Here is a 24,797-nt window from a genome sequence, read left to right as displayed (position 1 = left end):
GTTTTTGGTTAAAAAAATATACTTAAGTATTAATACTTAATTTTTGATCAAATATACCTGAACAAAATATAAATCACAAATACGAAATTGTCAATAAAACTTATGTTTAGATTGTTTTTGATTTTGTGTTTGTTTGTTTTTTGACTAAATAATTTATTTTTTAACAAAAAACTTGATAATAATGTAAAATAGAGTGTTTTAATTTTTGATGATCATAAAAATGAGACTTTTGATAGTTTTGTAATATTCTTAAAATCATTCACTTGAAACGTGTTTTTTGATAAATTATGCAGTTGATAAAGCATAATTTATTTTTCTAAGTGAGATATGTGTAATGTAATGTCTACCTATCGTTTTGCTTATGATCTCTATTTTATATTTATGATTTTGAATGCGTTTTTATTTTTAATTTTTCTTTTTGCAAGACTTCTTTTGTCAATTTCATAATTAATTTGTCTTTAATCTATTTCCTAGTTGTCTGAAGCTATTTTTTACGTAATAATACTTAATTTTGGTTTTTAGTTAAAAACTTGATAAAACTCTTTATGTCGGCATTTAAATCATATAAAACAACATGTTCATATTGTGGCGTGGGCTGTGGAATTATTGCTAAGAAGGATTCTAAAGGAACAATTACGGTAGAAGGAGATCCAAATCATCCGGTAAATCGAGGAATGCTTTGCTCTAAAGGAATGAATCTTCATCACGTGGTACAGGATAAGAGCGATCGAATTCTATATCCTGAAATGCGCTGGAGTAAAGGACATCAAAGACAACGTGTTTCCTGGGATCAAGCTTTTGATAGAGCTGCTGCTGTTTTTAATACGATTATTAAGAAATACGGGCCAAATAGTGTTGGATTTTATGTTTCCGGACAATGTTTGACAGAAGAATATTATTTGGTGAATAAATTGACTAAAGGTTTTATAGGAACCAATAATATTGATACTAATTCTAGATTATGCATGAGTTCTGCTGTTGTTGGGTATAAACAAGCTTTGGGTGAAGATAGCGTTCCTATTGCTTATGAAGATATTGAGCTTGCTGATTGCTTTATGATAGCGGGTGCAAATCCAGCCTGGTGTCACCCTATCTTGTTCAGAAGGATTGAAGCACATAAAGAGAAAAACCCTAATACTAAAATTATAGTTGTAGATCCTCGCAGAACACAATCTTGTGATATTGCAGATTTGCATCTGCAAATTATTCCCGGGACAGATGTGATATTATATAATGCGATTGCAAAAAGACTAATTGATCGAAAGAAAATAGATAAGAGTTTTATTGCTAAACATACTGATAATTTTGAATCACTTAAAGAATCATTGAAGTCTACTTCTATAACTGATGCGGCTAAGATTTGTGGAGTTACAGTTGCTGAGATAAAAAAAGCAGCATCATATATAGCAGATGCCAAAGGGTTTATTACACTTTGGGCAATGGGGTTAAATCAAAGCTCTATCGGTGTTAATAAGAATAATGCTTTACTAAACCTTTCATTACTTACAGGGCATATTGGTAAGCCAGGGTCTGGACCATTTTCCTTAACAGGGCAGCCTAATGCTATGGGAGGTAGAGAAGTAGGAGGTATGGCTAATCTTTTAGCAGTACATAAAGATTTATCGAATGATGAACATAGAAGAGAAGTTGCAAATTTTTGGGGAGGAAAAGAGATTTCTCCAAAACCCGGCCTTACGGCTACGGAGATGTTCGATGCACTGGAAAGTGGGAAACTAAAAGCCGTTTGGATTATATGTACCAACCCATTGGTTAGTCTACCTAATGCTAATAAAGTTGAGAAAGCATTGCAAAATGCCAAGTTTGTGGTAGTTCAGGATATATCACATAATTCCGAGACCACAGAATATGCAGATTTATTGTTGCCAGCAGCAGGATGGGCAGAAAAAGAAGGTACGATGACTAATAGTGAACGTCGTATAACATATCTAAATAAAGTGATTGATCCTCCTGGAGAAGCTTTGCCGGATGCAGAGATTCTATGGACATTTGCAAGAAAAATGGGCTATAGGGGGTTTGATTATAACGACACCGAAGAAGTTTATAAAGAACATTGCAGACTAACTAAAGGAACCAGTATAGATATTTCCGGACTCAGTTATGATCGCCTCAAAGAAGAAGGAAGTTTTCAATGGCCGGTTCCAGAGAATAATCACATTGGGACTCCTCGCTTATTCGAGGATAAAAAATTCTATACAGATACCGGAAACGCCAAATTTGTAGTACCAAGGTTTACTAAACCAACTTCAGAATTGATTACAGAGCAACATCCTTTTATTTTAACCACAGGTAGAGTTCGTGATCAATGGCATACAAGAACAAAAACGGGTAAAGTGAATAGATTGCTAACGCATATTCCTCATCCCTTTTTAGAAATAAATCAAGTAGATGCCTATTTACGTAAGTTGAAGGATGGAGATGTTGCGGTGGTAAAAAGTAAGCGAGGTAAAGTTCAGGTAAAAATAAAGGTTAGCGACACTATAGGAAAAGGAGTGGTTTTTTTACCTATGCACTGGGGAAAAGTATTAGGTAATGATTATGGAAGGGCTAATAACCTAACCACAAGTATCGTTGATCCAATATCAAAAGAACCGGATTTTAAGTTTTCTGCAGTACAGGTTTCTAAGTTTGTAAAGCCAAAACAAAAGATTTGTATCATTGGGGCTGGAACCGCTGCTTATCGTTTTATACAAACGTATCGTGAGTATAATCAAGAGGATGAGATAGTAGTATTTTCAAAAGAGCCATATCCGTTTTATAATCGAGTGTTATTACCAGAATATGTAAGTGAAGAATTAAAATGGGAACAGTTGCAGAAGATGCGTGAGGGTAGTATGGAATCTCTAAATGTTACATTGTCTACAAGTAACCCTATTGTAGAAATTGATAGAGAGGACCAATTAATAATTGATAGCAAAGGAGAAAAGCATACTTATGATGTGATATTAATGGCTACCGGAAGTCGTGCTTTTGTACCAAAAGAAGTTCCTGTTCACCTTCCAGGGAGGTTTACTATGCGTGACAGAGGAGATGCAGATAAGCTAAAAACGTACTTAGATGAAACAGGGTTACCAGAAAATGAACAACACGTAACTATAGTAGGAGGAGGGTTATTAGGACTTGAATTAGCTGCTGCACTTCGTAAAAAAGGAGTAAAAATTACTATTGTTCAACGTGGCAATAGACTAATGGAACGACAGCTTGATATTATAGCGAGCCGTTTATTAGCTGAAGATGTTCAGGAAAAAGGAATCCAGATTCATTTTGATAATGAGGTAGATACTGTGTTTAATCAAGAATCAGGAGATTTATTGGTTAATCTGAAATCAGGAAAATCGTTTAATTGTAATGCAGTAGTATATTCCATTGGGACTATTCCTAATATAGATTTGGCTAAAAAAAATGAATTAGATTGTCGTCGTGGAATTCTAGTGAATCAATATCTGCAATCCAGCGACCCTAAGATTTTTGCAGTAGGAGAAATTGCAGAATTCGAAGGTAGTTTGTATGGTATTACTGCAGCTGCAGAACAACAGGCAGATATCGTTGCAAAATATTTGTTAGGAGACTACAGTGCAATATATAAAGGGTCTGTTTTTATGAATATTCTTAAGTTTGAGGATTTAGATCTTTGTAGTGTGGGTAATATTGATATCCCTAAAAATGATTCTTCTTTTGAGGAAGTAATATTCATGGATGTTAGAAAGCGCTTTTATAAGAAGTGTATTGTAAAAGATGATCGATTAGTTGGAGCAATTCTGATGGGCGACAAGAATGAATTTGCGGATTTTAAGCGGCTGATTGAAGAAAAAATTGAATTATCAGATAAGAGAGAGGAGCTTCTTAGGTCATCTCAACCAGATGAACCAATTATCGGAAAATTAATTTGTTCGTGTAGTCAGGTTGGCGAAGGAAACCTGGAAAAAGCTATTAAGTCCGGATGCGAAGATTTCTCAGATCTTTGTACTAAAACAGGGGCTGGTTTAGGCTGTGGTAGCTGTAAACCTGAAGTAAAAGAAGTACTGAATAACATGTTACAATTAGCTTAAATGATGAACGAAGAGCAGTTTTTACACAGAATTGATGTCAAAGGAGGTATATTATCACCTGTTGAACTACAGCGGATTATTGAATATGCTCAGGAGTTAGGACTAGAGTATTTTCATTTTGGATCAAGACAAGATATTGTTTTTCCAATTAAAAATAATCAAGGTGGTTTACTTACTGAATTGGACGCTTTTGATTCCTCCTTTTTTACTTCTGAAAAGCAACAAAACATTAGTTGTTCCTACGTTTCAATAGATATCTTTGATTCTACGGTGTGGCTAAGAGGAACGACATACTTATATATTCTTGAAGAATTTAGATATCAGCCTAAACTAAAGATTAATATTACTGACCCAAAACAGCAGATAGTTCCTTTGTTTTCAGGTGATCTAAATTTTATTGCCTCTTCTCATGAGGACTATTGGTATTTGTTTTTAAAGCTACCAGGATGGAGTGAGGTTTATTATCCTGTGTTAATTCATACTTGGGATATTGCTAAAGTCGCTGAAGCTATAGAGGGTATTTATGAAAAGGTACTTGATGTAGAGGAGCTTTTTCAATTTTTGAATGAAAAAATAGATACTAACAATAGAACGATAGAAAAACCTTTAAGAGTATCTTTTAAGCCATTTCCTTATTACGAAGGAATGAATAAAATGGGAGGTAACCAATATTGGTTAGGTTTGTATTGGAGAAATAACCAGTATGATCTTAGTTTTCTTAAAGTACTATGTGAATTCTGTATAGAACATCGTATTGGTAAAATATGTTTAACCGCATGGAAATCGTTTATCATAAAAGGGATTCCTAAAGAAAGCAAATTAGCTTTAGAAAAATTATTAGGCCAATTTGGTATTAACGTTCGCCATTCTGCTTTAGAGTTAAACTGGCATTTGCCGGTCAATAATAAACGAGCGTTAGATCTTAAGAAGTTTTTGGTAATGAACTTTGATCAGAATGATATCAGTACCTATGGTCTTACATTCGGAATTACCTCAAGTCGAAACCTAAAAAGATATTTCACTTCGATTGTAATAGAAGAAAATCAAACTCCTAAAGCTATAGAGGATTTTGTAGTAAGACCTACATATAATATTTTACATGCTAATAATTTTAATCCTAGTTCGCGAAATTATATAGTGTATGCACAAGATGTTGATCAAATGGACTTACCTGGTTTGTTGTTAGAATTAACAAAAACATACTTTCTGAACTTGGGGAAAGAAGAAGACTACTCTTCCAGTTTTAAAGCTAAAAAAGAAGTCATAGAGATCGAGGTATATCAGTGTAATGATTGTCAGACTGTTTATGATCCTTCTGTTGGAGATGTGGTCTCTAATATTCCTTTTGGTACTGAGTTTAGAGAATTACCTGAAGACTACAACTGTTCTTTATGTGAAGCTCCTAAAAGTAATTTCGAAAAAATTGTCCTGGAGATAATTTAAACACTTCAAAAGACGTGTTATTCATGGTTTATTCTTCTATTAAATCTTGATTAAGTTTTAATTCTAAAAATAACATTGGCAATTTTGGTAAAAGATTTGAATACTAAAGTACCATTCATAGAAATGCTGTAGACAGGAGTATTATCATCCTCGTCTTTTTTAATATCTTCAAGTAACATATCTAATGGTTGACAATAGTATCAAAAATTACCTTCGCCAAATTTACTTCCTTCTTTAACAAAAGAAAGATAAAGCATTTGTTATAGTTGCTATGTTAGGTTTTTCAAATAATGATTATTATGAAGGCAATTAATACATATTGTAATTAACTACTTATTCTGTGAGTATTGAAGGAATAAATACTATAAAATTTTAATATATGACCTTATTCTTATTAAGGTTTACTGGAGTTGTATTTGGTATTATCTCAGATTCCTCGTTTTAAAAAAGTAGATTATTTAGCATTGAATTATTAAATAATCAATTTAAGGAATCATTTTTTTTGGGAATTATAAATATTCGTTGTTACTATGGTTTTTTTAGGGGTGTAAAGTACTTTTTTAATATTTTTGAAATTCAAACACTATATTTTATAGGGTATAATTTTTTTAATTGTGTTATTTTTTGATTTTAACCCTATTTTTTTGACGGTGTATTTTATATTAAGGAAAATTGTAACCAAAAACTTATGCGTATGAATTTAGAAGAGATTATTATGGCCTCAATTGCAGAATTTCTGGATGTAGAAGTACATAGAGATACTGAAAGCTTAGATCTTGGATCTAAGGTAGAGATTGTTCAAAAAAGGATAACTGATAAACTTAAAAATGGTAGAAATCGGTCTCATAATAGTTTGGGAGATTATGAGTATGAAATGTTTTTTAGTAGTAATCCTAATGATATGATCAAGATTGATGGATGGGTACCTATACAAACTGATAAAATAGGTACAATGGATAAAATATCTGAATATATTGAGATTGGACTATTAAGAAAAATAGAGCCAGTTTATAGCTAACAAACATTAGTTCTTAAATTTTTGCTAAAAAAAATATTCTTTATACCGGAAGGTATAAAGAATATTGGTATATTTATTTAGTAAACTTTTTGGGGCTTATCTACAATCTATAAAACCTACTAGAATCTACTAGTAATTATTTTTTTTGGTTTTAAAATAATAGAATCATTCCCCATACGTTTATTAATTTCTTAAAAGAGGTTTTTAATAATTAGTTATTAGTTCTAATTGTTAGAATTTATATACAATTTAGTGTTGAAACCTTAAAGAACTAAAGTAGCTTTAAGTGTTTCTTGTGTTGCCGGTTACAACTTGTTGTAACCGGTTTTTTTATGTCTTTACCAATGAAAATCTCTGTCTTTAACTTCTATATCCTCGGATACATAGGTGTCCACGATAGTAGTTTTTGTATTATTAAACTGTTTATGTCTAAACTGTAGTTTTAGAGTATCTTTATTTAATTGAAGTATTTTAAGGTATTTATAGTTTCGATCCATATTCATAAGTTCTGGAATTTGATCACTTATAATTTTAATGTAAGAGTTCATTTCTTTGTCCTTTATAATTTCCCAACTCCCAATCATTGAAACTCCACAGTTTTCATATTCTCCATTATTATCTCTGAATTTGGTATCAGGATTATAAGTGATTCTGTAGGATAAGAAACAATCTCCCATATTCATTCTCGTGCCATTATTATATCTTTTGGCAATTTTCCAGGTTTTTCCTGTTATACCTGATATAAGTTCTTTTGAGTTTTCTGGTATGCGATATTGATCTTTATCGGCTTTTGTGCAAGAAATATTGCTTATTAGTATAAAAACCAATAGAATGTGTAGAGCTTGTTGTTTCATAATTTTCTAGTTGAGCGTATTTATCATCAAAAAATATACCTTAAAATGTTTCATGAAATTGTTAATACTTCTGTGAAAAAGTATTAGGTTTTTCATATTATTGAATAGGTTTAATCATCTATTTTTACTTTGAAATTTATTAGAGCTTTTGATTTGTAAAAGCTTAAATATCTCTATTATATGACTGAAACTGAATATGTGCTTTTAACGGACGATCAGAACTACTTTGTGGAATATCTTATTGGTGAGCTAGTATTATCTAATAGTATTAGCGAAGCAATGAAGTTTAATGATGAAACTTTAGCTTTGAGGTTTAAGCAAATGTTGCACAATTCTTGCCAACTCATTACCAGTGTAAACACTTATATAGGTTAGTTTCTCATATACTTCTAAATAAATTATATGTTTAAAAAAGTTGATAAAGTCCTAGCTGCTTTAGGTAATATTAAGGCAATGGAACGGCTGCATGTAGATACATTCACCGAAAATAAAATTAGTGATATAGATGGAGATAAAATAGCTGAATCCAAGGAAGGTCAACTTTATGTAGTTGTGGAAGAATTAAATGGGTATCTATTTTTAGAAACTGTTATTCTAAGCAGAATTAATATTAAAACTTTTAAAGGGACCACCTTGACTTTTTATGGAGTTGAAGATGATTTTATTCTCAATTCTGATACTAAAGAAATTGAATCCGATTACTCAAATGTTTCGAATAGATTTATGACAAGAATAACTTTTGACATAACTAAAGAAGAGATTGATCGAATTAAGAATAGAGATTATAAACAAGTTCGGTTTAGTTTTAAGAAAAAGTCGTTAACCTTAAATAAAGTGTCATAAATAAAATGAGGAAATCAATTAATTGATTCTATCGTATTTGTTTTGTTCCAATTCTAAGCGAATAAATTTATTTCCTGCTTATTAATCTTAAAACATAATCCAGTTGCGGATCTTTGCCTTCAATTAAGTCCTTTTGGGATAGTACAATATGTTTATCCGGAGGTATACCTGACCCTTTTGGGATTGATTTTTCTTTTACATAATGTGTGACTTTTACCATGGACATTACCATTTGAGTCTTAGAATTTGGAAATTCATAGTATACCGGGAATTCTCCAGTATGAAAATAGTAGCCACCACCAGTATCTTCACCTATAATAGTTATATCAGGATCATTTTTTGCATTTAATACAAACGTGGCACCGGCAGAAAAAGTAGTACCTCCTGCCAAAATATATACACTGCCATTATATCTGTTTTGATCCGGAACCATTAAGGGTTCCTGATCATCAAAAGGTAGTCTCCAGCCATCAAATACAGCATGGTTTTTGAATTTATCTTTTAGGAACTCTTTTTCGCTTAAAAACGTTTGAGTTTTATATTTTCGTTCCAGAACTGAAAGTGAAATAACAAATTCATTGACCGTTTGTTTAAAAGCTTTTTTGGTTATAAAAGAGTATAGATTTACAGCATTTGATCTAAAACCACCATCATTATTGCGTACATCGATTATAAGGTGTGCTATCTTTTTCTTATTAATTTCTTTAAAAATTTTTGTCAGGTTAGACTTAAAAATCCTAATATCTCCTGCAAAAGAATTAATCACTAAGACGGCGGCATTTAATTCTTCTTTATAATAAACAAAAGGTTCTCTGTTACTGATGTATTTGTCAAAGAAGTTGGGATTATTTTTTTGGTAATGATATTTTGAAAAGTAAGAGCTTCTTTTGGTATTTCTCAGTTTTACCTTTACAAAAGATTCCGCAGGTAAAGAAATGGTCTTTTCTAATCCATCGGGTTCTATGTATTCTATAGTATATTGCTTAACTATTCCGTATTCATAAGCAAAGAACAAACCGAATTTCAGTTCAATGTCCCTATATTTACGGGTTAGATTATAACCATCCGTAGGAGAGTACTTTTTTAATTTTTCTAAGACTCTAGGCATTCTTTCTCCATTGATGCTATTAATTTTTGACCCGATTGGAATCCCAAAATCATCGGTATCAGTATAAAATTCGGTATTAATTATTTTTAGAATTAAAGGAAAATAATATTGGTCAGTTTTAATTGTATTTGGAGCAAATAATAAGAGATGCCCATCTTTAATTGCATCGGTAATTTTTAGCATGTTTTTGTATAACTCTATATCAGTAAGTCCATCTCTAGAAGATGCTTCTATATTATCAAAAAGATAATCCAAAGAATCCTTTGAGATATATTCATAAAGACTAGGGTGTCCTTGTTGAAGAATATTTTTAAAAATCTTTAAATCCTCTATTAAGCCAACTGAATCTATGTCTTTTTGTGCAGAAAGGCTATATGTAAAAATGCAAAAAACAACAATGAATAATTTATAATTCATTCTATAATCATATATTTTTTTCAAAAATGAGGTTTGATACTAGTAAGACATATATTGATTGCTTAATGTTACAATCTTTTTGTTTTCTAATCAGGTAAAAATAATCAAATTGAGTTTTGAATAATAATGAAACCCAAAATTTTATGAATAAAAAAAGAGTACATTGCTTATGTACTCTTTTATAAAATGACTTTACATCTTTAATTTAACTTTCGTAGTTGTTTTTGTATTTTTTTAATTGCAGATTCTATCGATTTTTCGGGTTCAATTACGTTGTATTCACCCCAGAATTTAGGGTCTGAAAACCCAGATGCTTCATCACTAATTACAACTGAGGATTTTAATCGGTCTCTAAATTTTATAGACTCGTTATCAATATTTTTTCTCCAATCGGTAACAGCCATTTCTACATTAAGTTTGTATTTAGAGTTAAATAGCTTTCTCTTCCAATTGACTTTTACCTCAAGATCAATTCTTCCATAACTGTAATACCATCTTCCATCCTTTTGTCTGTAGTCAATATCATAACTAGCTTCATTGATATGTACTTTTGCATTGCCAGGTTTTTTTCTTACAAACATTTTGCTCACTTTGTTTTTATCCTCGACATTAAGGCTAAAAACAGCTTTATTTAGAGCTAGTGTTTTAGCATCAATATAAAGCTTACCATGATATAAAGGATCTAAAACTGAAGGCTTTTGCTTAAAATTTAATACATATATATATCTGTCACCAATTTTGGTAGATTTATCAAAACTAAAGTTATAGAATTCTAACATTTCTTGTGTTAAAATATTATCCGGGTTTTTCATTAAGTCGATATACAAAGTACTGGTCGGACCACCTTGGAGTTTAACGGCTACAGTGTCCAGTTTTTTATAATCGGCACTTTTTCTTGCTTTATAAAGTTTTATAATATCTGCCTTGTTCGATAGGTATGGGTTTTTATATACATCCACTACAGCTTCAGAAAGAGAAACATAAGATCTTCGTTTTTTAATAGTTTCTCTGTAAAATGCAGTCATTATAGTGTGATCATTTAGATAATTATCACCTTTTTTCTTCATAACTGCTCTAATTAGAGCTTCCGGATCCCTGGGATCTATATTCACTTCTGATAATTCGGTAACAGATAGAGTAAGTCCTATTTTTAATTCATCATTATCAAATTCCGAAAGATTAAGAGTTTTGTCCTTATAACCTAAATAGGTAACGGTTATTCTACCATCAGACATAGTCTTAGGAACTTTAAGTAAAAACTCTCCTTCATCATTAGTAACTGTGGAAATATTTGTTCCGTTTACAGAAATTGAAGAAGATACAAGAGGTTTATTGTTTTCACTATTAACAATTTTCCCTTTGTATTCGTTATAACTAGTGTCGTCTTGCGCCTGCGAATTGATTGAATATCCAATAATCAAAAAAAACAGCAGTAATGAGGTCAGGTGGTTTTTGTAAAAGAATATACTTTTTTTGTCCATGGCTCAAATTTTTTAGTTTTATTCTCAAAAATAACAGAGAAATCACATTATACAAGATAGTAAATTTTACTGAAGTAAATAATTATGAATTCGTTAAAACATTAGTGTTTCCGGGTATATTTATCAATAAACAAGAAGTTAATGATACCCAAGATGATCTCCAAACCAGTTTTTTAGCTTAATATTTAGAATTTCTGTGGTAAATGGTTTGGTTATATAATCGTCAAGTCCTTTGGCGATGAATCGTTCTGCATCTCCCGGTAGTGCATTAGAAGTTAGTGCGATGACCGGAGGGACTTTTTTATTGTTTTTACGAATCAGGTCACAAGTTTGTACTCCATCCAGCTCTGGTAAATTGATATCCATCAAAATTAAATCGTATCGATCTTCTTCAAACATATCCAAAGCTTTTCTACCATTTTTTGCCACATCTGCAGTACATCCTAGATATTTTAGAATTTGCTTTGATACTAAAATATTGGTTTCGGAATCTTCTACTAATAATACGTGTAGGTTATATTTGTGATCTTTAGTATTAGTGGTTTTAACTTTTTGAACAGTAGTAACATTAGAGGTTTTTGCTTCAAATGTAAACCAAAAATTACTACCTTTTCCTACCTCGCTTTTTACTCCAAATTTTCCATCCATAAGATTTACGAGTTTTTTGCAAATGGTAAGTCCTAATCCGCTCCCTTCTCCAGCCATAATACTTTCATCATGAAATTGACTAAACCGGTTGAATAATTCTTCCTGATCTTTTTTGCTAATACCTATTCCCGAATCGATTACCTCAATTTTTATGGATAACAAATCTTTTTTTTGTGAAACCAACGAAGTTTTTAAAGTAATTATTCCTTGATTAGTAAACTTGATGGCATTAGCAATAAGATTAGAAATAATCTGAGTAAGACGATGACCATCGGCAATTATGTTTTCTGCTAAAGCTTCATCATATTCTGATTGAATTTGGATACCCTTAGATTTTGCAATGGCTAAGAATAAATCGGTATTTTGATTTATAAGCTCTTTTATATTAATATCTGTAGGAGATAATTCAAATTTTCCTGCCTCTATTTTAGATAAATCCAAAATTTGATTTAGAATGTCTAGTAAATTATATGAAGATTGGTGAATGGTAGAGACATACTCTTTTTGTAAGTCGTCGAGTTTTGTATTCTTAAAAAGTAAATCTATCATTCCTATAACTCCAACCATAGGGGTTCTGATTTCATGACTCATATTTGCCAAAAAATCATGCTTAAACTTAGAGGCTTTAAGAATTTGTTTGTTCTTTTCCCTAAGTTTATCTAGGTTACGGCCACCGAAGAATGCAAATAACCCCAAAAAAAACGGAGCTGTATCTATAATATAGTGGATTGGATAATTTTTTTGTACAAATCGAATGGACTCCCATGAATATTCCAGCCCTAGTTTATTTATATCCATACTAGTTGCCAAAATAGGAAAGATACATCCGAACAAAACTCCGTACGTAGCGTATTTTGCAGCTTCAGTTCTAAACCATGATATTTTACTCATAGTTAAGGTTTTTCATTGATAAATTGTAATCTGTGCACAGATTTCTAGGGGTATATTGGGAATATTTTTATTAAATATAAGGTTTTTTTGGAAATGAAAAAATGTATAAAGCTGTTGAAACTAACCACCAATAGTAATCATGCTTCGATTTTGTGAATGTAATTCGGGGTTTTCTAATTTTTCTGAAGTGTCCATTCCACCTCTAGTTGCAAATTTGTTTTTCATTGCTTTTTCTACCATAGGAAGTATGGATTGATTTGTTCTAAGAGGTTGTAATAAGGAAACTTCATCCTGAGAAAATAAACAATTTTTTAGTTTACCATCTGCTGTAAGACGAATACGATTACAAGTGTCGCAAAACGGATTGGTTACTGAGCTTATGATAGCAAAACTACCTTTATAACCTTTAATAGCATAGTTTCTGGCCGTATCATTAGGAGCATCCTTTAATCGCTTAAGTTGCAAAGGGAAAGTATAGTGTACCTGGTCAATAATTTCCTGATGACATACAAGTTTGTCTTTATTCCATTGATTACCATCAAAAGGCATGAATTCAATAAATCTAATAATCAGGTTTTGACTTTTGGTCAAATTAATGAAATCAATAATTTCATTATCATTAAAACCCTTGATCAAAACTATGTTCAGTTTTACTTTAATTCCTTCCGAAATCAATAATTGAATAGTTTTCCATACTTTTTCATATTCATCACGACGTGTTATCTTATGGAATTTTTCTTTTTCTAAAGAATCTAGACTTATTGTGATAACTTTTATACCATGTTTTTTTAGTAAAGGTAGAAAGCGTTTAACCAAAACTCCGTTGGTGGTTATAGAAATTTCTACGGGAAGACTAGCTAGTTTTTCTAGTATTATCGGGAAATCTTTTCTGACTAAAGGTTCTCCACCAGTTAATCTGATTTTAGTAACTCCTAATCGAACAAATTCACTGGCAATTACAAATATCTCATCTGCCGTCATCAGGTGTTCTTTTGGACTCAAAGAGATTCCGTCTGCCGGCATACAATATGTACAACGAAGATTACACCTTTCGGTTAAGGAAATCCGAAGATAGGTATGTTTACGTCCAAAGGTGTCAGTCAATATATTATGGTTATTCTTCAAAATACTAGTTTGGTTTTAATTACCATCGTGTTTTGCTCCTTTTAGAATCCTAAAAACGTGCAATACTGAAGGGAAAATAGCTTCCATAGATTCCTTAGCACCATTTGTTGATCCAGGTAATGCTAATACAACAGATTCACCAATTACTCCTGCAATGCTTCTGGATAACATAGCGTATGGCATACGATCTTGCCCATAACTTCTAATAGCTTCTTCAATCCCAGGAATTTGTCTGTCTAAAAGTGGCTTTAATGCCTCTGGGGTAACATCTCTGGGTGATAAACCAGTTCCGCCTGTAAAAATAATAAGATCACTGCCTGCTTGCTGAGCTTGTTTTACCTGTTCTTGAATTTGATCTTTTTCATCAGGGATAATTATATAGTTATCTACATTTACCTTACATTCTTCTAGTTTAGTAATGATTGCTTTACCTGCTCTATCTTCTTTATGTCCGGCAGAAATAGAATCGGAGCATACAATAACAGTTGCAGAATATAATTTTCCATTATCTCTGTAGCTTGATTTTCCGCCTTTTTTATTGAGAAGTTTAATGTTATTGATTTCTATATTTTTATCAACTGGCTTTAGCATATCATACATAGTCAATGCTACAACAGAAACTCCATGCATTGCTTCAACTTCTACACCCGTTTTATAAATTGTTTTCACTGTCATTTCGATAGTAATATCCAGATTATTGATCTTATAATCCACAGCAGTATATTCAATTGGAAGAGGATGACAATCCGGAATCATATCACTTGTTCGTTTAACAGCAAATAGCCCGGCAGTTTTAGCCATCTCAAAAACATCACCTTTTGGAATTTTTTTTGCAATAATAGCTTCTATAGTTTCTATAGTTCCCAGTTTTACCACGGCCTGAGCAGTAGCAGTACGAAGCGTGTTGTTTTTATGTGTAATATCAACCATTTATTGTAAGTATAATTGTTTTTTTGTTTAATCGTGTATTTAGTCTTTTAATTGAAAGTTTCTTAATGCATTTAACATGTTTGAAAGTTTTTCAATTTGTTTTCTTATTTCTAAGTATTTAGCTTTATCAATAAAATCTAATTCTTTAGCAATTATGACTTGATTTAAAACTTCCATTAATGATGAATAGGCAATAGTTGTAAAATGGGCTTTATCTTTGTTTGTTGACCTTGAAGTTCCTTCGGCAAGATTAGAAGAAATAGAAATTGAAGCCCTTCTTAATTGACTTACCAAACCAAACTTCTCTTCTGAAGGAAAATCATCACTAACCTTATATATTAACTTTACCAACATTATTGATTCTTTACAACTATTGAGTTTTTCAAATGAGAATAGGTGCATTTTTTATTTTTCGATTTAACAACTTAAACAAATCACCTTTTAAACAACTCAAGGTTGGTTTACTTTCCACTGATGAGTTTGATTATCAAATATTTCTTTGCCAAAAACCGGAGCATCTTTTTTTATTCTTTCTACAAGATATTCTAATGCTTCAAAAGTTACTCTACGATGTGGAGCAGAAACAAAAACAAACAAACAGATTTCTCCGGATTTAACCGTTCCTATGCTATGATAGATATGCATACAGGTAAGGTCAAACTTACTAAATGTCTCCTCTCTTATCTGATGAAAAGTGTTTTCTGCCATCTCCTCATAAGCAGAATATTCTATAGCGCTAACAATTTTTCCATCAATCTGATCAGCTCTGACTTGTCCTAAAAAGATGTCATGAGCTCCTATACTTGTTTTGGTCTGATGTTTTTCTATAGAATTAGCTATAAACGAAGGACTAATAGGGCCTTCTACAAAAACTGTTTTTTTCTTTTTTGTCATTTTAATTTTATTTTATTCACCCACCCGAAAAAGGAGGTAATAATGCAATTTCGTTATCTTGTTTTAGTTTGATGTTTGTATCGGCAATGATTTGATTAATAGCTATTTTAAATGAGATATCTTTTAATCGTCGGTACTTTTCCTCCAATAAAGCTTCAAGTTGAGTAGTATTACAATCTTTAAACACAGAAATCACTTCTTCACTGCAATTAGTTATTTCTGCAATCATCCCAAAATATAAAATTTTTAACTCCATTGTATAGCTTCTTTATATTGTTGGTGCGTATTAATATTTTGAATAAAAGGCATCAGATGTGTTTCGATTGGAATATGCTTTACCTTTAATAATGAAAGCGTTTTTCTTAGGCTCAATCTTTTTTCCTCTATACTGTTAAGGAATTGTTTTATAACAGATCTGTGATACATAGTCACTAAAGGAGTAGATTCGTAAGTTGTAACATCATAATTAGCATCGTATTGATTAATTAGATTCACTAATACTTCAGCTGTAATAAAAGGAATATCACAGCTCAAAACTATATTGTTTTTGGTTTCAGAATGTGATAATCCAGTATAAATACCACCAACGGGGCCTTGATCAGGTATGATATCAGAAAAGCAAGGGTAACCAAATTTTTGATACTCCTTTTGACTAGTCACAATCAAGATGTTTTTCGTGATTGAGCTAAGTGCATCGATGATATGTTGCATAAAAGGCTTGTTTTGATGAAGTTTTAACCCTTTATCTTGTCCCATTCTACTGCTTTTTCCTCCTGCAAGTATAATTCCCGTGATATGTTTATTTTTTGAGATATTCATAAACCTATTGCACTATTATAATTGATGTTCTTTTAGCTGTTGATCAAGAAAATTCCAACAATTCTTATTGATTTCTTCAAACTTTAGAATCATTTCTTTACCATAAGGTGTAATAATGGCACCACCACCACCGCTACCTCCGGTATTAGTAATAACAATAGGTTCTGAAGCATTTTTATTAATAGAATCAATTAGGTTCCAGGCTTTTTTATATGACATGCCCAGGAATTTAGCTGCTTTGGATAATGAACCTTCTTTTATGATAGCTTTGAGGATTTTGATCCTTCCTTCACCGAGAAAAACACCATCCTCACCTTCAATCCAAATTCTACTTTTTATTGCATACATTTTTTCGTTATTTCCTGAAAGATATAACGAAAAAATGAAAAGAGAATTAAACGAAGTGTTTTTTATGATTTATTTAGAATATATAGGCGTTAGAATTTTAAAATGATAATTGAAAGCCGTTTTATTGAGATTCTTCTATATTAAACTGGGAGTAAAATAGTTTCCACAGTATTACCTTTCGAAATTTCATTTTGATCTTCTGAAAGATAAACTAAAGCATTTGCAATAGCAAAAGTATGTAACATTGCGGAACTCTGTCCTTCTAGAATTTCAACTTGTTCTCCGTCAATTTTTGCTTTAAGGAATTGAGCTCGATTTCCTTTTTTATTAAAATTCGAAGAACACTTTTTTTGAGTCCTGATTAAACCGGAATTAGCTATACCCATCATTTTCTGAATGATCGGTAAGACGTAAATATAAAAACAGGTTAGGGAAGAGGCAGGGTTACCTGGTAAAGCAAAAACTAAAGTCTGATCATTTTTGCCATAGAATAGTGGTTTTCCTGGTTTTTGTTTAATCTTATAAAATAATTCTTCAGTTTTAAGTTCAGATAATGCTTCTTTTACAAAATCATAATCCCCAACTGATATTCCACCACTAATAAGAACCAAATCATTATTTTGCAAAGCATTAGCAATTGTATTGAGAGTATTTTGATATTCATCTTCAACAACATATTTTGTAATCTCTTTTACTCCTTGTTGATTCAATACTGCTTCTAACTGTATGGAGTTACTTTCATAAATTTTTCCTTCGGTCAATTTTTTTCCGGGTTGCACTAATTCGTTTCCGGTAACTATGATTCCAACTTTTGGGGTTGAATATACATCTACACGATCGATTCCTAAACCTGCCAGAAAACCAATTGCCGCCGGAGTAAGTTTTGTGCCTTTTTTTAGAGCAATATCTCCTTTTTTTATTTGCTCACCAGCGAGTCGGATATTTTGTCCTTTTTGTACAGTAGTTTCTATGGTAATGTTATTATTAATTCTGGTCACATTTTCTTGGATAATAATGGTGTCTGCAAAATCTGGTACTCTAGCGCCAGTAAAAATTCGGATAGCTTGCCCTGGTTTTAATCGATAATCATCGGAATCACCAGCTTTTACCTCTCCAATCACTTTATAATTTAGATCTTTATGAGTTAATAATGCATAACCATCCATAGCAGACTGCCTGAAAGGAGGCATGTGAATTGAAGAAACAACATCTGAAGCCAATGTTAACTCATAAGCATTTTGTAATGCTACTGTTTTGGAAAGTGGAGTGTAAGATGTATTGTTAATTATTGATAAAGCATCGGATACCGAAATCATATGATAGATATTTTCTTTCAAAAATAAACAAAAAAATCCGCGGTAAACGAATACCGCGGACTACTAAATGACCTTACTTTTTAGTATTTAATTAATTTTTAAAAACTATTTTCTTTAATTTGTATCCATCTACTTTTATCAAATATGTTTTTGGATCCATATAGTTGTGAATATAGTCATCTACTTGTCCTTTATCCAGAAGTCTTCCTTGTAAGGTATACAGGCTGTAATTAAGACCTTTAGGAACTTCTCTTATGTGTTTAAATATTTTTTGATCTGTATTTTGCTGGCAAGTTGCATCTGCAAGGAATCTATTAGGAAAAGTTATTCTTCCTGATTCTTCACCTTCCAAAGTAATAGTAGCTGATTCATCTATATCGAGAATACCATTTCCTGTTAGGTCTCCAAGGATAATTAAACAGGCGTTCCTTATCTTTATTCGTACACCATTTTCTATATGTAGGCTTTCTGTAATGAAAATAACACCTTCTTCAGTATTTTCATCTAAACCATCAACAACAGTATTTTCTGTAACAGACATTAATTTACTGGAAATGTCAATTTTTACATTAGCAAACGCCATACTTGTAAAAATTAATAATAGTAGGGGTAGAAATTTTTTCATAAGCTCAGATTTAGGGTTAAACCGTAATTAAAAAAGTAAGAAATAACTTACTTAAAATGAGTTTTTATCGTTGTAAAACACATATATAACGACAAGATACATAAAAATTATCAAAAAACCATATTTATATAAAGTGAAATACTGATTTTACATTTAGTTTTATTAATAAATACTTGGCTTTGCCTTTTATTACTAGGCTTTTCAGAAATGTTAAAATTTATAATTTCATTAACAAAAAAAGATTAATTTATTGATTTATAGTGTTCAAGGGATAAATCGATAGTAATAGGAGGGGGTAGATTCTTTATTTTCCTTAATTTATTATAATTTCAACATTTAAAACCTATTAATTTGACTAAGAATGTTTAAAATCTTGTTGTTTTTTCAGCGATTTAGTGTTTGGTTTAAAGTTCTACTTAGAGAATTGTTTAATAATGTTATTAGTCTTTTTTTTATTCTAGCTTTATATCTTTCGTTGTGGCATTTTCCTCAGACCATAGACCTTTTATTGATTCTTAACCAGGCAGATGCATTTTTATTAGAGGTTCCTTTATATTTTAGTCTTCTTGTAGCCTCTGCTTTCTTAATATGGAATATCCCCAAGTATTTTTATTATCATAACTATAAAGATATCACTCTCTCTAATTTTATTGGTTTTGAACCCAATCAACATTATAAATTCCAGAAGAAGAAAGAGGATGTGGCATATGTTTATTTGGCACAGATTCATATGCGTAAAACTGTTCCGAGAATGTTGGCTACTTTGATACTTATGATTTCGGCGCTGGGAATTCTTAATGCCATGGAGTTATTTGAGTTAAGTAACATATATACAGATTGGCTAGATCCTGATAATACTCTGATTGCTTGTATTATTTTTTTATTGTTATTATGTGAGCCAAAGTTATATGGAACTTTACAACTTGTGTTTTATAGAACTCCTAAAATCAGAGCTTTGGTTTTATTAGTGTCTATAGGGTTAATCATATTTATTATTTCTCTGGGAACATTAAACACCCAGACTGAGAAAGATCTTGGAAATCTTTTTCTAGCCAATTGTGCTTTAGGGTTATTATTTCTCACATTGGCATTTAATAGTTATAGCTTTTTGAAGAAGGTTTCCAGAAAATGGTTTTATGGCACTATATTGATATCCGGTTTTACAATTTTAGTTTCATTTTTGATTCTCAATTTGGCCCCAAAATTATCAAGTAAGATCAATCCGCTTTCAATATTAGTTTTGTCATTGCTTAGCCTTTTTATGATAAGTTTTATACTTATTCTTCTAGGTAAAAAAATTAAACTACCCTTATTTTCTATTTTTTTTATAATTGGTTTTTTTTCTACCCGGTTTTTTTCTGTGAATTCAGAGCATTATCATCTAGATTTAAAAAATACTGAAGTATCCAGGTTAACAATGGATAGTTATTTATACAATTGGATAAAAAACAGAGAATCTCTTATAGAAAATAGACAAAGTACTTTTCCTGTGATATTAGTATCGGCAGAAGGAGGTGGTTCTAGGGCAGGATTATGGTCGTTCTTGGTTCATAGTTATTTATATGAAAAATCTGAAGGAAGGTATTTTGAAGAAAATTTATTATCTCTCACAGGTGCATCTGGTGGTAGTGTTGGAAATGCAATGTTTTTTGCAGAGGTTCAGGATGCTTTTATAAAAAGCCGAAAAACAGATTTTAAACTGGGATCATATTCTAAATTTCAAGGTTTAAAATACAAAGCCAGTGCAATATATAAAGAGAATTATCTATCTGAAGCTATATTATCATTATTAGGGCGTGATCTATTTAAAGACATAACGAATTTATTTGATTTTAAAAATAGAGGTCAATTGCTAGAAGAACAGTGGAGTAGTGCTCATAAAAGGTATTTCTCTAAAAGAGAAGAAGAAAATCTTCTTGGTAGAGAATTTTTGTCATTCTATAAAAATGTTTCTAATATGCCGAGTATTACGGATGATAGTTTTGTTCCTCCTTTATTATTAATAAATACTACACATACTCAAACCGGACATTATAATATTATTAGTCCCGTAAGTTATGCTAATGTGTCAGAATTGGATGGTATAGATGATTTCTTAGGAGGTTTACGATCTCGTCATCCTGATAAATCGATAGCTTTATCAACCGCTATGAGAATCAATGCTAGTTTTCCATATATCACACCAGTTGGAGAGATAAAAAACATTGATAATTCAGGAGAAATAAGATCAGATCAATATGCAGATGCGGGGTATTATGATAATATAGGAGGAAGGGTGTCCAAAGGTGTGGAAGAAGAATTCTTAAGAGTATTAAAAAAACATTTTCCATCATTAGTGGATAAAGTGACTATAAGGCATTTGATTATTGCAAATGCCAAAGAACAGGAGATTTCTAAAACCCAAACTCAACTAGCAGCACCTTTGGCTACATTGCAGAACGTGCGGTATGGTCATACTCAAGAAATTGTCGAAAAATTGGGAGAACAATATGCTGTTAAATTGAAGCCTACCGCAATTAATCCACCATCTTCTTCGTTATCTTCTAAGAAGTCTGACAAAGAATTACTTATTAAACCTATTTTGCCATTAGGTAGATACCTTTCTACTGTGGCGATTATGTCTACAGAGGCAAGATTAGAAGAAATAAGTGTTAAATTGGATTTAATTTTAAAATAGGGTAAGACAATTGTCGTTATTTTTTGTATTTTTGTCGTATTAAATAGTCAGTGTTATGAGTGCAGTATCTCCGTTAGATTTTGATGGGTTAGAAAACAAAGGATTGTTACGATACCTAAATATAGATATTCCATTGAGGAATATGTATGATTTTATTGAGCTTTCGCGAAATGGAATAAATAAAAAAGCGTTATTACATCTTGCTAAAACTATAGATTTCGATCTTAAAGAATTAGCACATGTGCTTCACATGTCAGAGCGTACGATACAACGATACAATTTAAATAAAAAACTAGGAGTCGAACCAAGTGCTAAGGCATTGCAATTAGCTAAATTATATGCAAAAGGGGAAAATATTTTTGGTGATCTTACTCGTTTTAAACGGTGGATGGAACATCCTAATGTTGCATTAGCTATGAAAAAGCCTAAAGAACTTTTGGACACTACTTTTGGTTTTCAATTACTTAATGAAGAGTTAATTCGTATAGAGCACGGAGTTTTTGCATGATACAAGTATATAGAATAGCCAAACAAAAATATATTGAAGATCTTACAGGCATTGGGGCCAAAACCGTTGGTGGTAGATGGAATCCAAAAGGAGTAGCAGTATTATATACAAGCACTAGTGCAGCCCTCTCCGCACTAGAGGTATTGGCTCATTTACCAGCTGCATATTTTCCTGATGATATGTCAATTGCTACGATCGAACTCCCAGAAGAACCTGTCTCAGAAATCCCTTTTGATAAACTACCAGATAACTGGAATAAAACACCACCACCCAATGATATTCAAAATTTTGCAATGCGTTGGATATCAGAAAATAAATATCTAGGACTTAAAGTTCCAAGCATTATAATACCTAAAGAAAGAAATTTACTAATAAACCCGTTACATCCAGAGTTTGATAGTGTGAAGTTGGTAAATGTAGAACCCTTTAGTTTTGATACCAGATTATTTAAATAAACAATTTTTATTTTTTTTGAAAAACTTTGATTGTCAAAAAAAGTGTAAATTACTTTTTTGGTAAAGTGTAATAAAGTCTTATACTTTTGTTAAATTATTATAAAATCTAAGACAGATACACCTTTTTATATAAATTACTTCGCTTATATGAGTAACGAATTCATAATTTTTACGTCATATTTCAAATAACTAATCTTAACATTTTAATAAAATGAATAAAAAAGTGAGAAATGTGTATTTTTTAGCTGCACTCACCATCGCTTTTGTAAGTTGTAAAAACGATACAAAAAAAGACAGTGGTGAAGATGCAGTAGCACAGGTTAAAAAGATCCCCGGAATTGTATTGGAAAACATGGATACTACTATCAGCCCCAAGGAGGATTTTTATAATTATGTAAATGGTAGTTGGATGAAGAATACTGAAATCCCTGAAGATAGGACAACTTGGGGAGGTTTTGGAGTACTTCGTAAGTCTACAGATAATGATGTACTGGAGATTCTTGCAAAAGCAAAAGAAAGTGGTAAGTATAGTGCTGATACAGATCAGGCAAAAGCACTGGCTATTTTTGACACTAAGTTAGACACAGTGACTAGAAACAAGGCAGGTATTGAACCATTAAAACCTGCTCTTGATGATATTGCATCCATCAAAAATTTAGCAGATTTACAAACAGTACTTGCTAAGAACCCTTCGGTTTCATCTCCATTTATAGGAATTGGTGTACAAGCAGATTTGAGCAATAGTGCTATGAATGCAGTGTATTTAGGTCAAAACGGATTAGGTTTACCTGAACGTGATTATTATTTAGAGCAAGATGCTAAATCAAAGGAAATTCGCGAAGAGTATAAAAAGTATATTGTAAAAATGTTACAAATGCTTGGCGATTCTGAAGACGATGCAACTACAGCAGCAAATAAAATATTAGAACTAGAAACTCAACTTGCAGAACCTAGGCTTAATAAAGTTGAAAGAAGAGATGCTCGTAACTATAATAATCCAAGAACGATAAGTGAGGCTGATGAAATGTTAGCTTCAGTTGATTTAAGAAAAATGATTTCCGATCTTGGAGTAACTAAAGAATTTGATACTATTATAGTAGCTCATTTACGTTATACTGAGAAGTTAAGTAGCTTTCTCCAGAACACCTCAATAGATGATCTTAAAACATTGGTTAGATGGGATACTTTTAATAATGCTACAGGTAGATTGACTACAGATACAGAAAGAGCTAGCTGGGAGTTTTATAGCAAGTATTTAAGAGGTCAAAAAGAACAACGTCCAGCTGATGAAAGGGCTCTTGCTACTGTCAATGGAACAGTAGGAGAAGCTTTAGGACAATTATATGTGGATGAAAAATTTCCTCCTGAAGCTAAGGAAAAGGCTGAAAAAATGATTGCTAATGTGATCAGTGCGTATAAAAAGCGTATCCAAAACTTAGATTGGATGAGTGATGAAACAAAAAATAAAGCTATTGAGAAATTAGATAAATTTACCGTTAAAATTGGTTATCCTGATAAATGGGAAGATTATTCAAAAATGGAGGTATCCGCAGATAAAACTTATTTTGAAAATATGGCAGCGGTAGATAAATGGGCTAGAGATAAGAATTATGAAGATATAGGAGAACCTGTAGATAAAACCAAATGGGGTATGTCACCACAAACGGTTAATGCATATTTCAACCCTCTTAATAATGAGATCGTATTTCCAGCGGCTATTTTACAACCACCTTTTTACAATTATACAGCTGATGAAGCAGTGAATTATGGAGGAATTGGAGCAGTAATAGGTCACGAGATCTCACACGCTTTTGATGACTCCGGAGCTCGTTTTGATGCTGATGGTAATCTGAACAACTGGTGGACAGATGAGGACCTTAAACAATTTACAGCCAGAGGAGAGGCTTTAGCAGAACAGTATAGTGCTATTGAGGTCTTAGATAGTGTGTTTATTAATGGAAAATTTACTTTAGGAGAAAATATAGGAGACTTAGGAGGTGTATTAGGCGCTTATGATGGTTTACAAATGCATTTAGCAGAAAATGGAAGACCTGAGGATATAGATGGATTTAATCCAGAGCAAAGATTTTTTATGTCTTGGGCTACCGTATGGAGAACAAAATCGCGTGAAGATGCATTGAGAACTCAGATTAAGACTGATCCTCATTCGCCTGGACAAACTAGAGCGATCCAACCTTTATTAAATGTAGATGCTTTTTATGATGCTTTTGATATCAAACAAGGAGATCAAATGTATTTAGAACCAGAAAAGAGAGTTAAAATTTGGTAGAAGAAACATAACACTTGAATACTTAGAAACCCTGTTTGTT

The 24,797-nt window shown here is 31.7% G+C and carries 23 protein-coding genes; 9 read left to right on the top strand and 14 right to left on the bottom strand.

The features are described 5' to 3' along the window. The first annotated feature begins 545 nt into the window (after positions 1-545). The gene (locus J8M14_RS13435) at positions 546-4,067 is read left to right on the top strand and encodes a nitrate reductase (protein WP_211075259.1); all 3,522 of its coding nucleotides are present in this window, start codon (positions 546-548) and stop codon (positions 4,065-4,067) included. Continuing rightward, positions 4,068-5,510, top strand: a complete 1,443-nt coding sequence (locus J8M14_RS13430) for a rubredoxin (RefSeq protein ID WP_348772847.1) — start codon at positions 4,068-4,070, stop codon at positions 5,508-5,510. A 50-nt stretch (positions 5,511-5,560) separates the two neighbouring features. On the opposite strand, the gene J8M14_RS23300 is transcribed toward J8M14_RS13430, so the two are convergent. Continuing rightward, a complete protein-coding gene (locus J8M14_RS23300; protein WP_282100260.1) occupies positions 5,561-5,689 on the bottom strand; it encodes a hypothetical protein in 129 nt (42 codons plus the stop codon). Positions 5,690-6,204: 515 nt separating this feature from the next. Between J8M14_RS23300 and J8M14_RS13425 the strand changes: the two genes are divergently transcribed. Beyond that, entirely contained in the window at positions 6,205-6,528 is a 324-nt protein-coding gene (locus J8M14_RS13425; RefSeq protein WP_211075258.1) for a hypothetical protein, read from the top strand. Positions 6,529-6,866: 338 nt separating this feature from the next. On the opposite strand, the gene J8M14_RS13420 is transcribed toward J8M14_RS13425, so the two are convergent. Continuing rightward, positions 6,867-7,382, bottom strand: a complete 516-nt coding sequence (locus J8M14_RS13420) for a lipocalin family protein (RefSeq protein WP_211075257.1) — start codon at positions 7,380-7,382, stop codon at positions 6,867-6,869. A 180-nt stretch (positions 7,383-7,562) separates the two neighbouring features. On the opposite strand from J8M14_RS13420, the gene J8M14_RS13415 reads away from it, so the two are divergent. Continuing rightward, a complete protein-coding gene (locus J8M14_RS13415) occupies positions 7,563-7,757 on the top strand; it encodes a hypothetical protein (protein WP_211075256.1) in 195 nt (64 codons plus the stop codon). Between the two features lie 27 nt (positions 7,758-7,784). Then, entirely contained in the window at positions 7,785-8,225 is a 441-nt protein-coding gene (locus J8M14_RS13410; RefSeq protein ID WP_211075255.1) for a hypothetical protein, read from the top strand. A gap of 67 nt (positions 8,226-8,292) precedes the next feature. Here J8M14_RS13410 and J8M14_RS13405 read toward each other — a convergent pair whose 3' ends face one another. From J8M14_RS13405 to J8M14_RS13350, 12 genes are all read right to left on the bottom strand, one after another. Continuing rightward, positions 8,293-9,774 carry a S41 family peptidase gene (locus tag J8M14_RS13405; protein ID WP_211075254.1) on the bottom strand — a complete coding sequence of 494 codons (1,482 nt, stop codon included), beginning with the start codon at positions 9,772-9,774 and terminating at the stop codon, positions 8,293-8,295. Positions 9,775-9,950: 176 nt separating this feature from the next. Beyond that, positions 9,951-11,231 carry a carboxypeptidase-like regulatory domain-containing protein gene (locus J8M14_RS13400; RefSeq protein WP_211075253.1) on the bottom strand — a complete coding sequence of 427 codons (1,281 nt, stop codon included), beginning with the start codon at positions 11,229-11,231 and terminating at the stop codon, positions 9,951-9,953. 138 nt (positions 11,232-11,369) lie between these two features. Continuing rightward, positions 11,370-12,770 carry a response regulator gene (locus J8M14_RS13395; protein WP_211075251.1) on the bottom strand — a complete coding sequence of 467 codons (1,401 nt, stop codon included), beginning with the start codon at positions 12,768-12,770 and terminating at the stop codon, positions 11,370-11,372. Between the two features lie 120 nt (positions 12,771-12,890). Further along, on the bottom strand, positions 12,891-13,895 hold the full coding sequence (gene moaA, locus J8M14_RS13390) for a GTP 3',8-cyclase MoaA (protein ID WP_211075248.1): 1,005 nt from the start codon (positions 13,893-13,895) through the stop codon (positions 12,891-12,893). Between the two features lie 15 nt (positions 13,896-13,910). After that, positions 13,911-14,825 (bottom strand): bifunctional molybdenum cofactor biosynthesis protein MoaC/MoaB, encoded by a 915-nt coding sequence (gene moaCB, locus J8M14_RS13385; protein WP_211075247.1) that lies wholly within the window; start codon positions 14,823-14,825, stop codon positions 13,911-13,913. 39 nt (positions 14,826-14,864) lie between these two features. Then, positions 14,865-15,227 (bottom strand): four helix bundle protein, encoded by a 363-nt coding sequence (locus tag J8M14_RS13380; protein WP_211075245.1) that lies wholly within the window; start codon positions 15,225-15,227, stop codon positions 14,865-14,867. A 48-nt stretch (positions 15,228-15,275) separates the two neighbouring features. Beyond that, positions 15,276-15,719, bottom strand: coding sequence for a molybdenum cofactor biosynthesis protein MoaE (locus J8M14_RS13375; RefSeq protein ID WP_211075244.1), 444 nt, complete (start codon positions 15,717-15,719; stop codon positions 15,276-15,278). A 16-nt stretch (positions 15,720-15,735) separates the two neighbouring features. After that, the gene (locus J8M14_RS13370) at positions 15,736-15,975 is read right to left on the bottom strand and encodes a MoaD/ThiS family protein (RefSeq protein ID WP_211075243.1); all 240 of its coding nucleotides are present in this window, start codon (positions 15,973-15,975) and stop codon (positions 15,736-15,738) included. Next, complete coding sequence (locus tag J8M14_RS13365) at positions 15,966-16,538, bottom strand: molybdenum cofactor guanylyltransferase (protein ID WP_211075242.1); 573 nt, start codon at positions 16,536-16,538, stop codon at positions 15,966-15,968. The genes J8M14_RS13370 and J8M14_RS13365 overlap by 10 nt, the downstream gene beginning before the upstream one ends. Before the next feature lie 15 nt (positions 16,539-16,553). After that, positions 16,554-16,886 (bottom strand): LysR family transcriptional regulator, encoded by a 333-nt coding sequence (locus tag J8M14_RS13360; RefSeq protein WP_211075241.1) that lies wholly within the window; start codon positions 16,884-16,886, stop codon positions 16,554-16,556. Between the two features lie 140 nt (positions 16,887-17,026). After that, complete coding sequence (gene glp / locus J8M14_RS13355; RefSeq protein WP_211075240.1) at positions 17,027-18,202, bottom strand: gephyrin-like molybdotransferase Glp; 1,176 nt, start codon at positions 18,200-18,202, stop codon at positions 17,027-17,029. A gap of 91 nt (positions 18,203-18,293) precedes the next feature. Continuing rightward, entirely contained in the window at positions 18,294-18,827 is a 534-nt protein-coding gene (locus tag J8M14_RS13350; protein WP_211075233.1) for a hypothetical protein, read from the bottom strand. 361 nt (positions 18,828-19,188) lie between these two features. On the opposite strand from J8M14_RS13350, the gene J8M14_RS13345 reads away from it, so the two are divergent. From J8M14_RS13345 to J8M14_RS13330, 4 genes are all read left to right on the top strand, one after another. Continuing rightward, a complete protein-coding gene (locus tag J8M14_RS13345) occupies positions 19,189-21,504 on the top strand; it encodes a hypothetical protein (protein ID WP_211075232.1) in 2,316 nt (771 codons plus the stop codon). A 55-nt stretch (positions 21,505-21,559) separates the two neighbouring features. Continuing rightward, the gene (locus J8M14_RS13340) at positions 21,560-22,012 is read left to right on the top strand and encodes an antitoxin Xre/MbcA/ParS toxin-binding domain-containing protein (protein WP_211075230.1); all 453 of its coding nucleotides are present in this window, start codon (positions 21,560-21,562) and stop codon (positions 22,010-22,012) included. Next, entirely contained in the window at positions 22,009-22,467 is a 459-nt protein-coding gene (locus J8M14_RS13335) for an RES family NAD+ phosphorylase (protein ID WP_211075228.1), read from the top strand. The genes J8M14_RS13340 and J8M14_RS13335 overlap by 4 nt, the downstream gene beginning before the upstream one ends. A gap of 211 nt (positions 22,468-22,678) precedes the next feature. After that, positions 22,679-24,757, top strand: coding sequence for a M13 family metallopeptidase (locus tag J8M14_RS13330; protein ID WP_211075226.1), 2,079 nt, complete (start codon positions 22,679-22,681; stop codon positions 24,755-24,757). Positions 24,758-24,797: the final 40 nt, after the last annotated feature.

Origin of the sequence: Aquimarina sp. MMG016, assembly GCF_018100805.1 — a bacterium.
Classification (GTDB): domain Bacteria; phylum Bacteroidota; class Bacteroidia; order Flavobacteriales; family Flavobacteriaceae; genus Aquimarina.
The sequence above is the reverse complement of the archived record's forward strand: the minus strand, read 5'-3'. Positions and strand labels throughout refer to the sequence as shown.

Bases quoted from the DNA above. Each gene is read 5' to 3' on its own strand.
- J8M14_RS13435 (WP_211075259.1), top strand. From the start codon at position 546: ATGTCGGCATTTAAATCATATAAAACAACATGTTCATATTGTGGCGTG.
- J8M14_RS13430 (WP_348772847.1), top strand. From the start codon at position 4,068: ATGATGAACGAAGAGCAGTTTTTACACAGAATTGATGTCAAAGGAGGT.
- J8M14_RS23300 (WP_282100260.1), bottom strand. From the start codon at position 5,689: ATGTTACTTGAAGATATTAAAAAAGACGAGGATGATAATACTCCTGTC.
- J8M14_RS13425 (WP_211075258.1), top strand. From the start codon at position 6,205: ATGAATTTAGAAGAGATTATTATGGCCTCAATTGCAGAATTTCTGGAT.
- J8M14_RS13420 (WP_211075257.1), bottom strand. From the start codon at position 7,382: ATGAAACAACAAGCTCTACACATTCTATTGGTTTTTATACTAATAAGC.
- J8M14_RS13415 (WP_211075256.1), top strand. From the start codon at position 7,563: ATGACTGAAACTGAATATGTGCTTTTAACGGACGATCAGAACTACTTT.
- J8M14_RS13410 (WP_211075255.1), top strand. From the start codon at position 7,785: ATGTTTAAAAAAGTTGATAAAGTCCTAGCTGCTTTAGGTAATATTAAG.
- J8M14_RS13400 (WP_211075253.1), bottom strand. From the start codon at position 11,231: ATGGACAAAAAAAGTATATTCTTTTACAAAAACCACCTGACCTCATTA.
- J8M14_RS13395 (WP_211075251.1), bottom strand. From the start codon at position 12,770: ATGAGTAAAATATCATGGTTTAGAACTGAAGCTGCAAAATACGCTACG.
- moaCB (WP_211075247.1), bottom strand. From the start codon at position 14,825: ATGGTTGATATTACACATAAAAACAACACGCTTCGTACTGCTACTGCT.
- J8M14_RS13380 (WP_211075245.1), bottom strand. From the start codon at position 15,227: ATGCACCTATTCTCATTTGAAAAACTCAATAGTTGTAAAGAATCAATA.
- J8M14_RS13375 (WP_211075244.1), bottom strand. From the start codon at position 15,719: ATGACAAAAAAGAAAAAAACAGTTTTTGTAGAAGGCCCTATTAGTCCT.
- J8M14_RS13370 (WP_211075243.1), bottom strand. From the start codon at position 15,975: ATGGAGTTAAAAATTTTATATTTTGGGATGATTGCAGAAATAACTAAT.
- J8M14_RS13365 (WP_211075242.1), bottom strand. From the start codon at position 16,538: ATGAATATCTCAAAAAATAAACATATCACGGGAATTATACTTGCAGGA.
- J8M14_RS13360 (WP_211075241.1), bottom strand. From the start codon at position 16,886: ATGTATGCAATAAAAAGTAGAATTTGGATTGAAGGTGAGGATGGTGTT.
- glp (WP_211075240.1), bottom strand. From the start codon at position 18,202: ATGATTTCGGTATCCGATGCTTTATCAATAATTAACAATACATCTTAC.
- J8M14_RS13350 (WP_211075233.1), bottom strand. From the start codon at position 18,827: ATGAAAAAATTTCTACCCCTACTATTATTAATTTTTACAAGTATGGCG.
- J8M14_RS13345 (WP_211075232.1), top strand. From the start codon at position 19,189: ATGTTTAAAATCTTGTTGTTTTTTCAGCGATTTAGTGTTTGGTTTAAA.
- J8M14_RS13340 (WP_211075230.1), top strand. From the start codon at position 21,560: ATGAGTGCAGTATCTCCGTTAGATTTTGATGGGTTAGAAAACAAAGGA.
- J8M14_RS13335 (WP_211075228.1), top strand. From the start codon at position 22,009: ATGATACAAGTATATAGAATAGCCAAACAAAAATATATTGAAGATCTT.
- J8M14_RS13330 (WP_211075226.1), top strand. From the start codon at position 22,679: ATGAATAAAAAAGTGAGAAATGTGTATTTTTTAGCTGCACTCACCATC.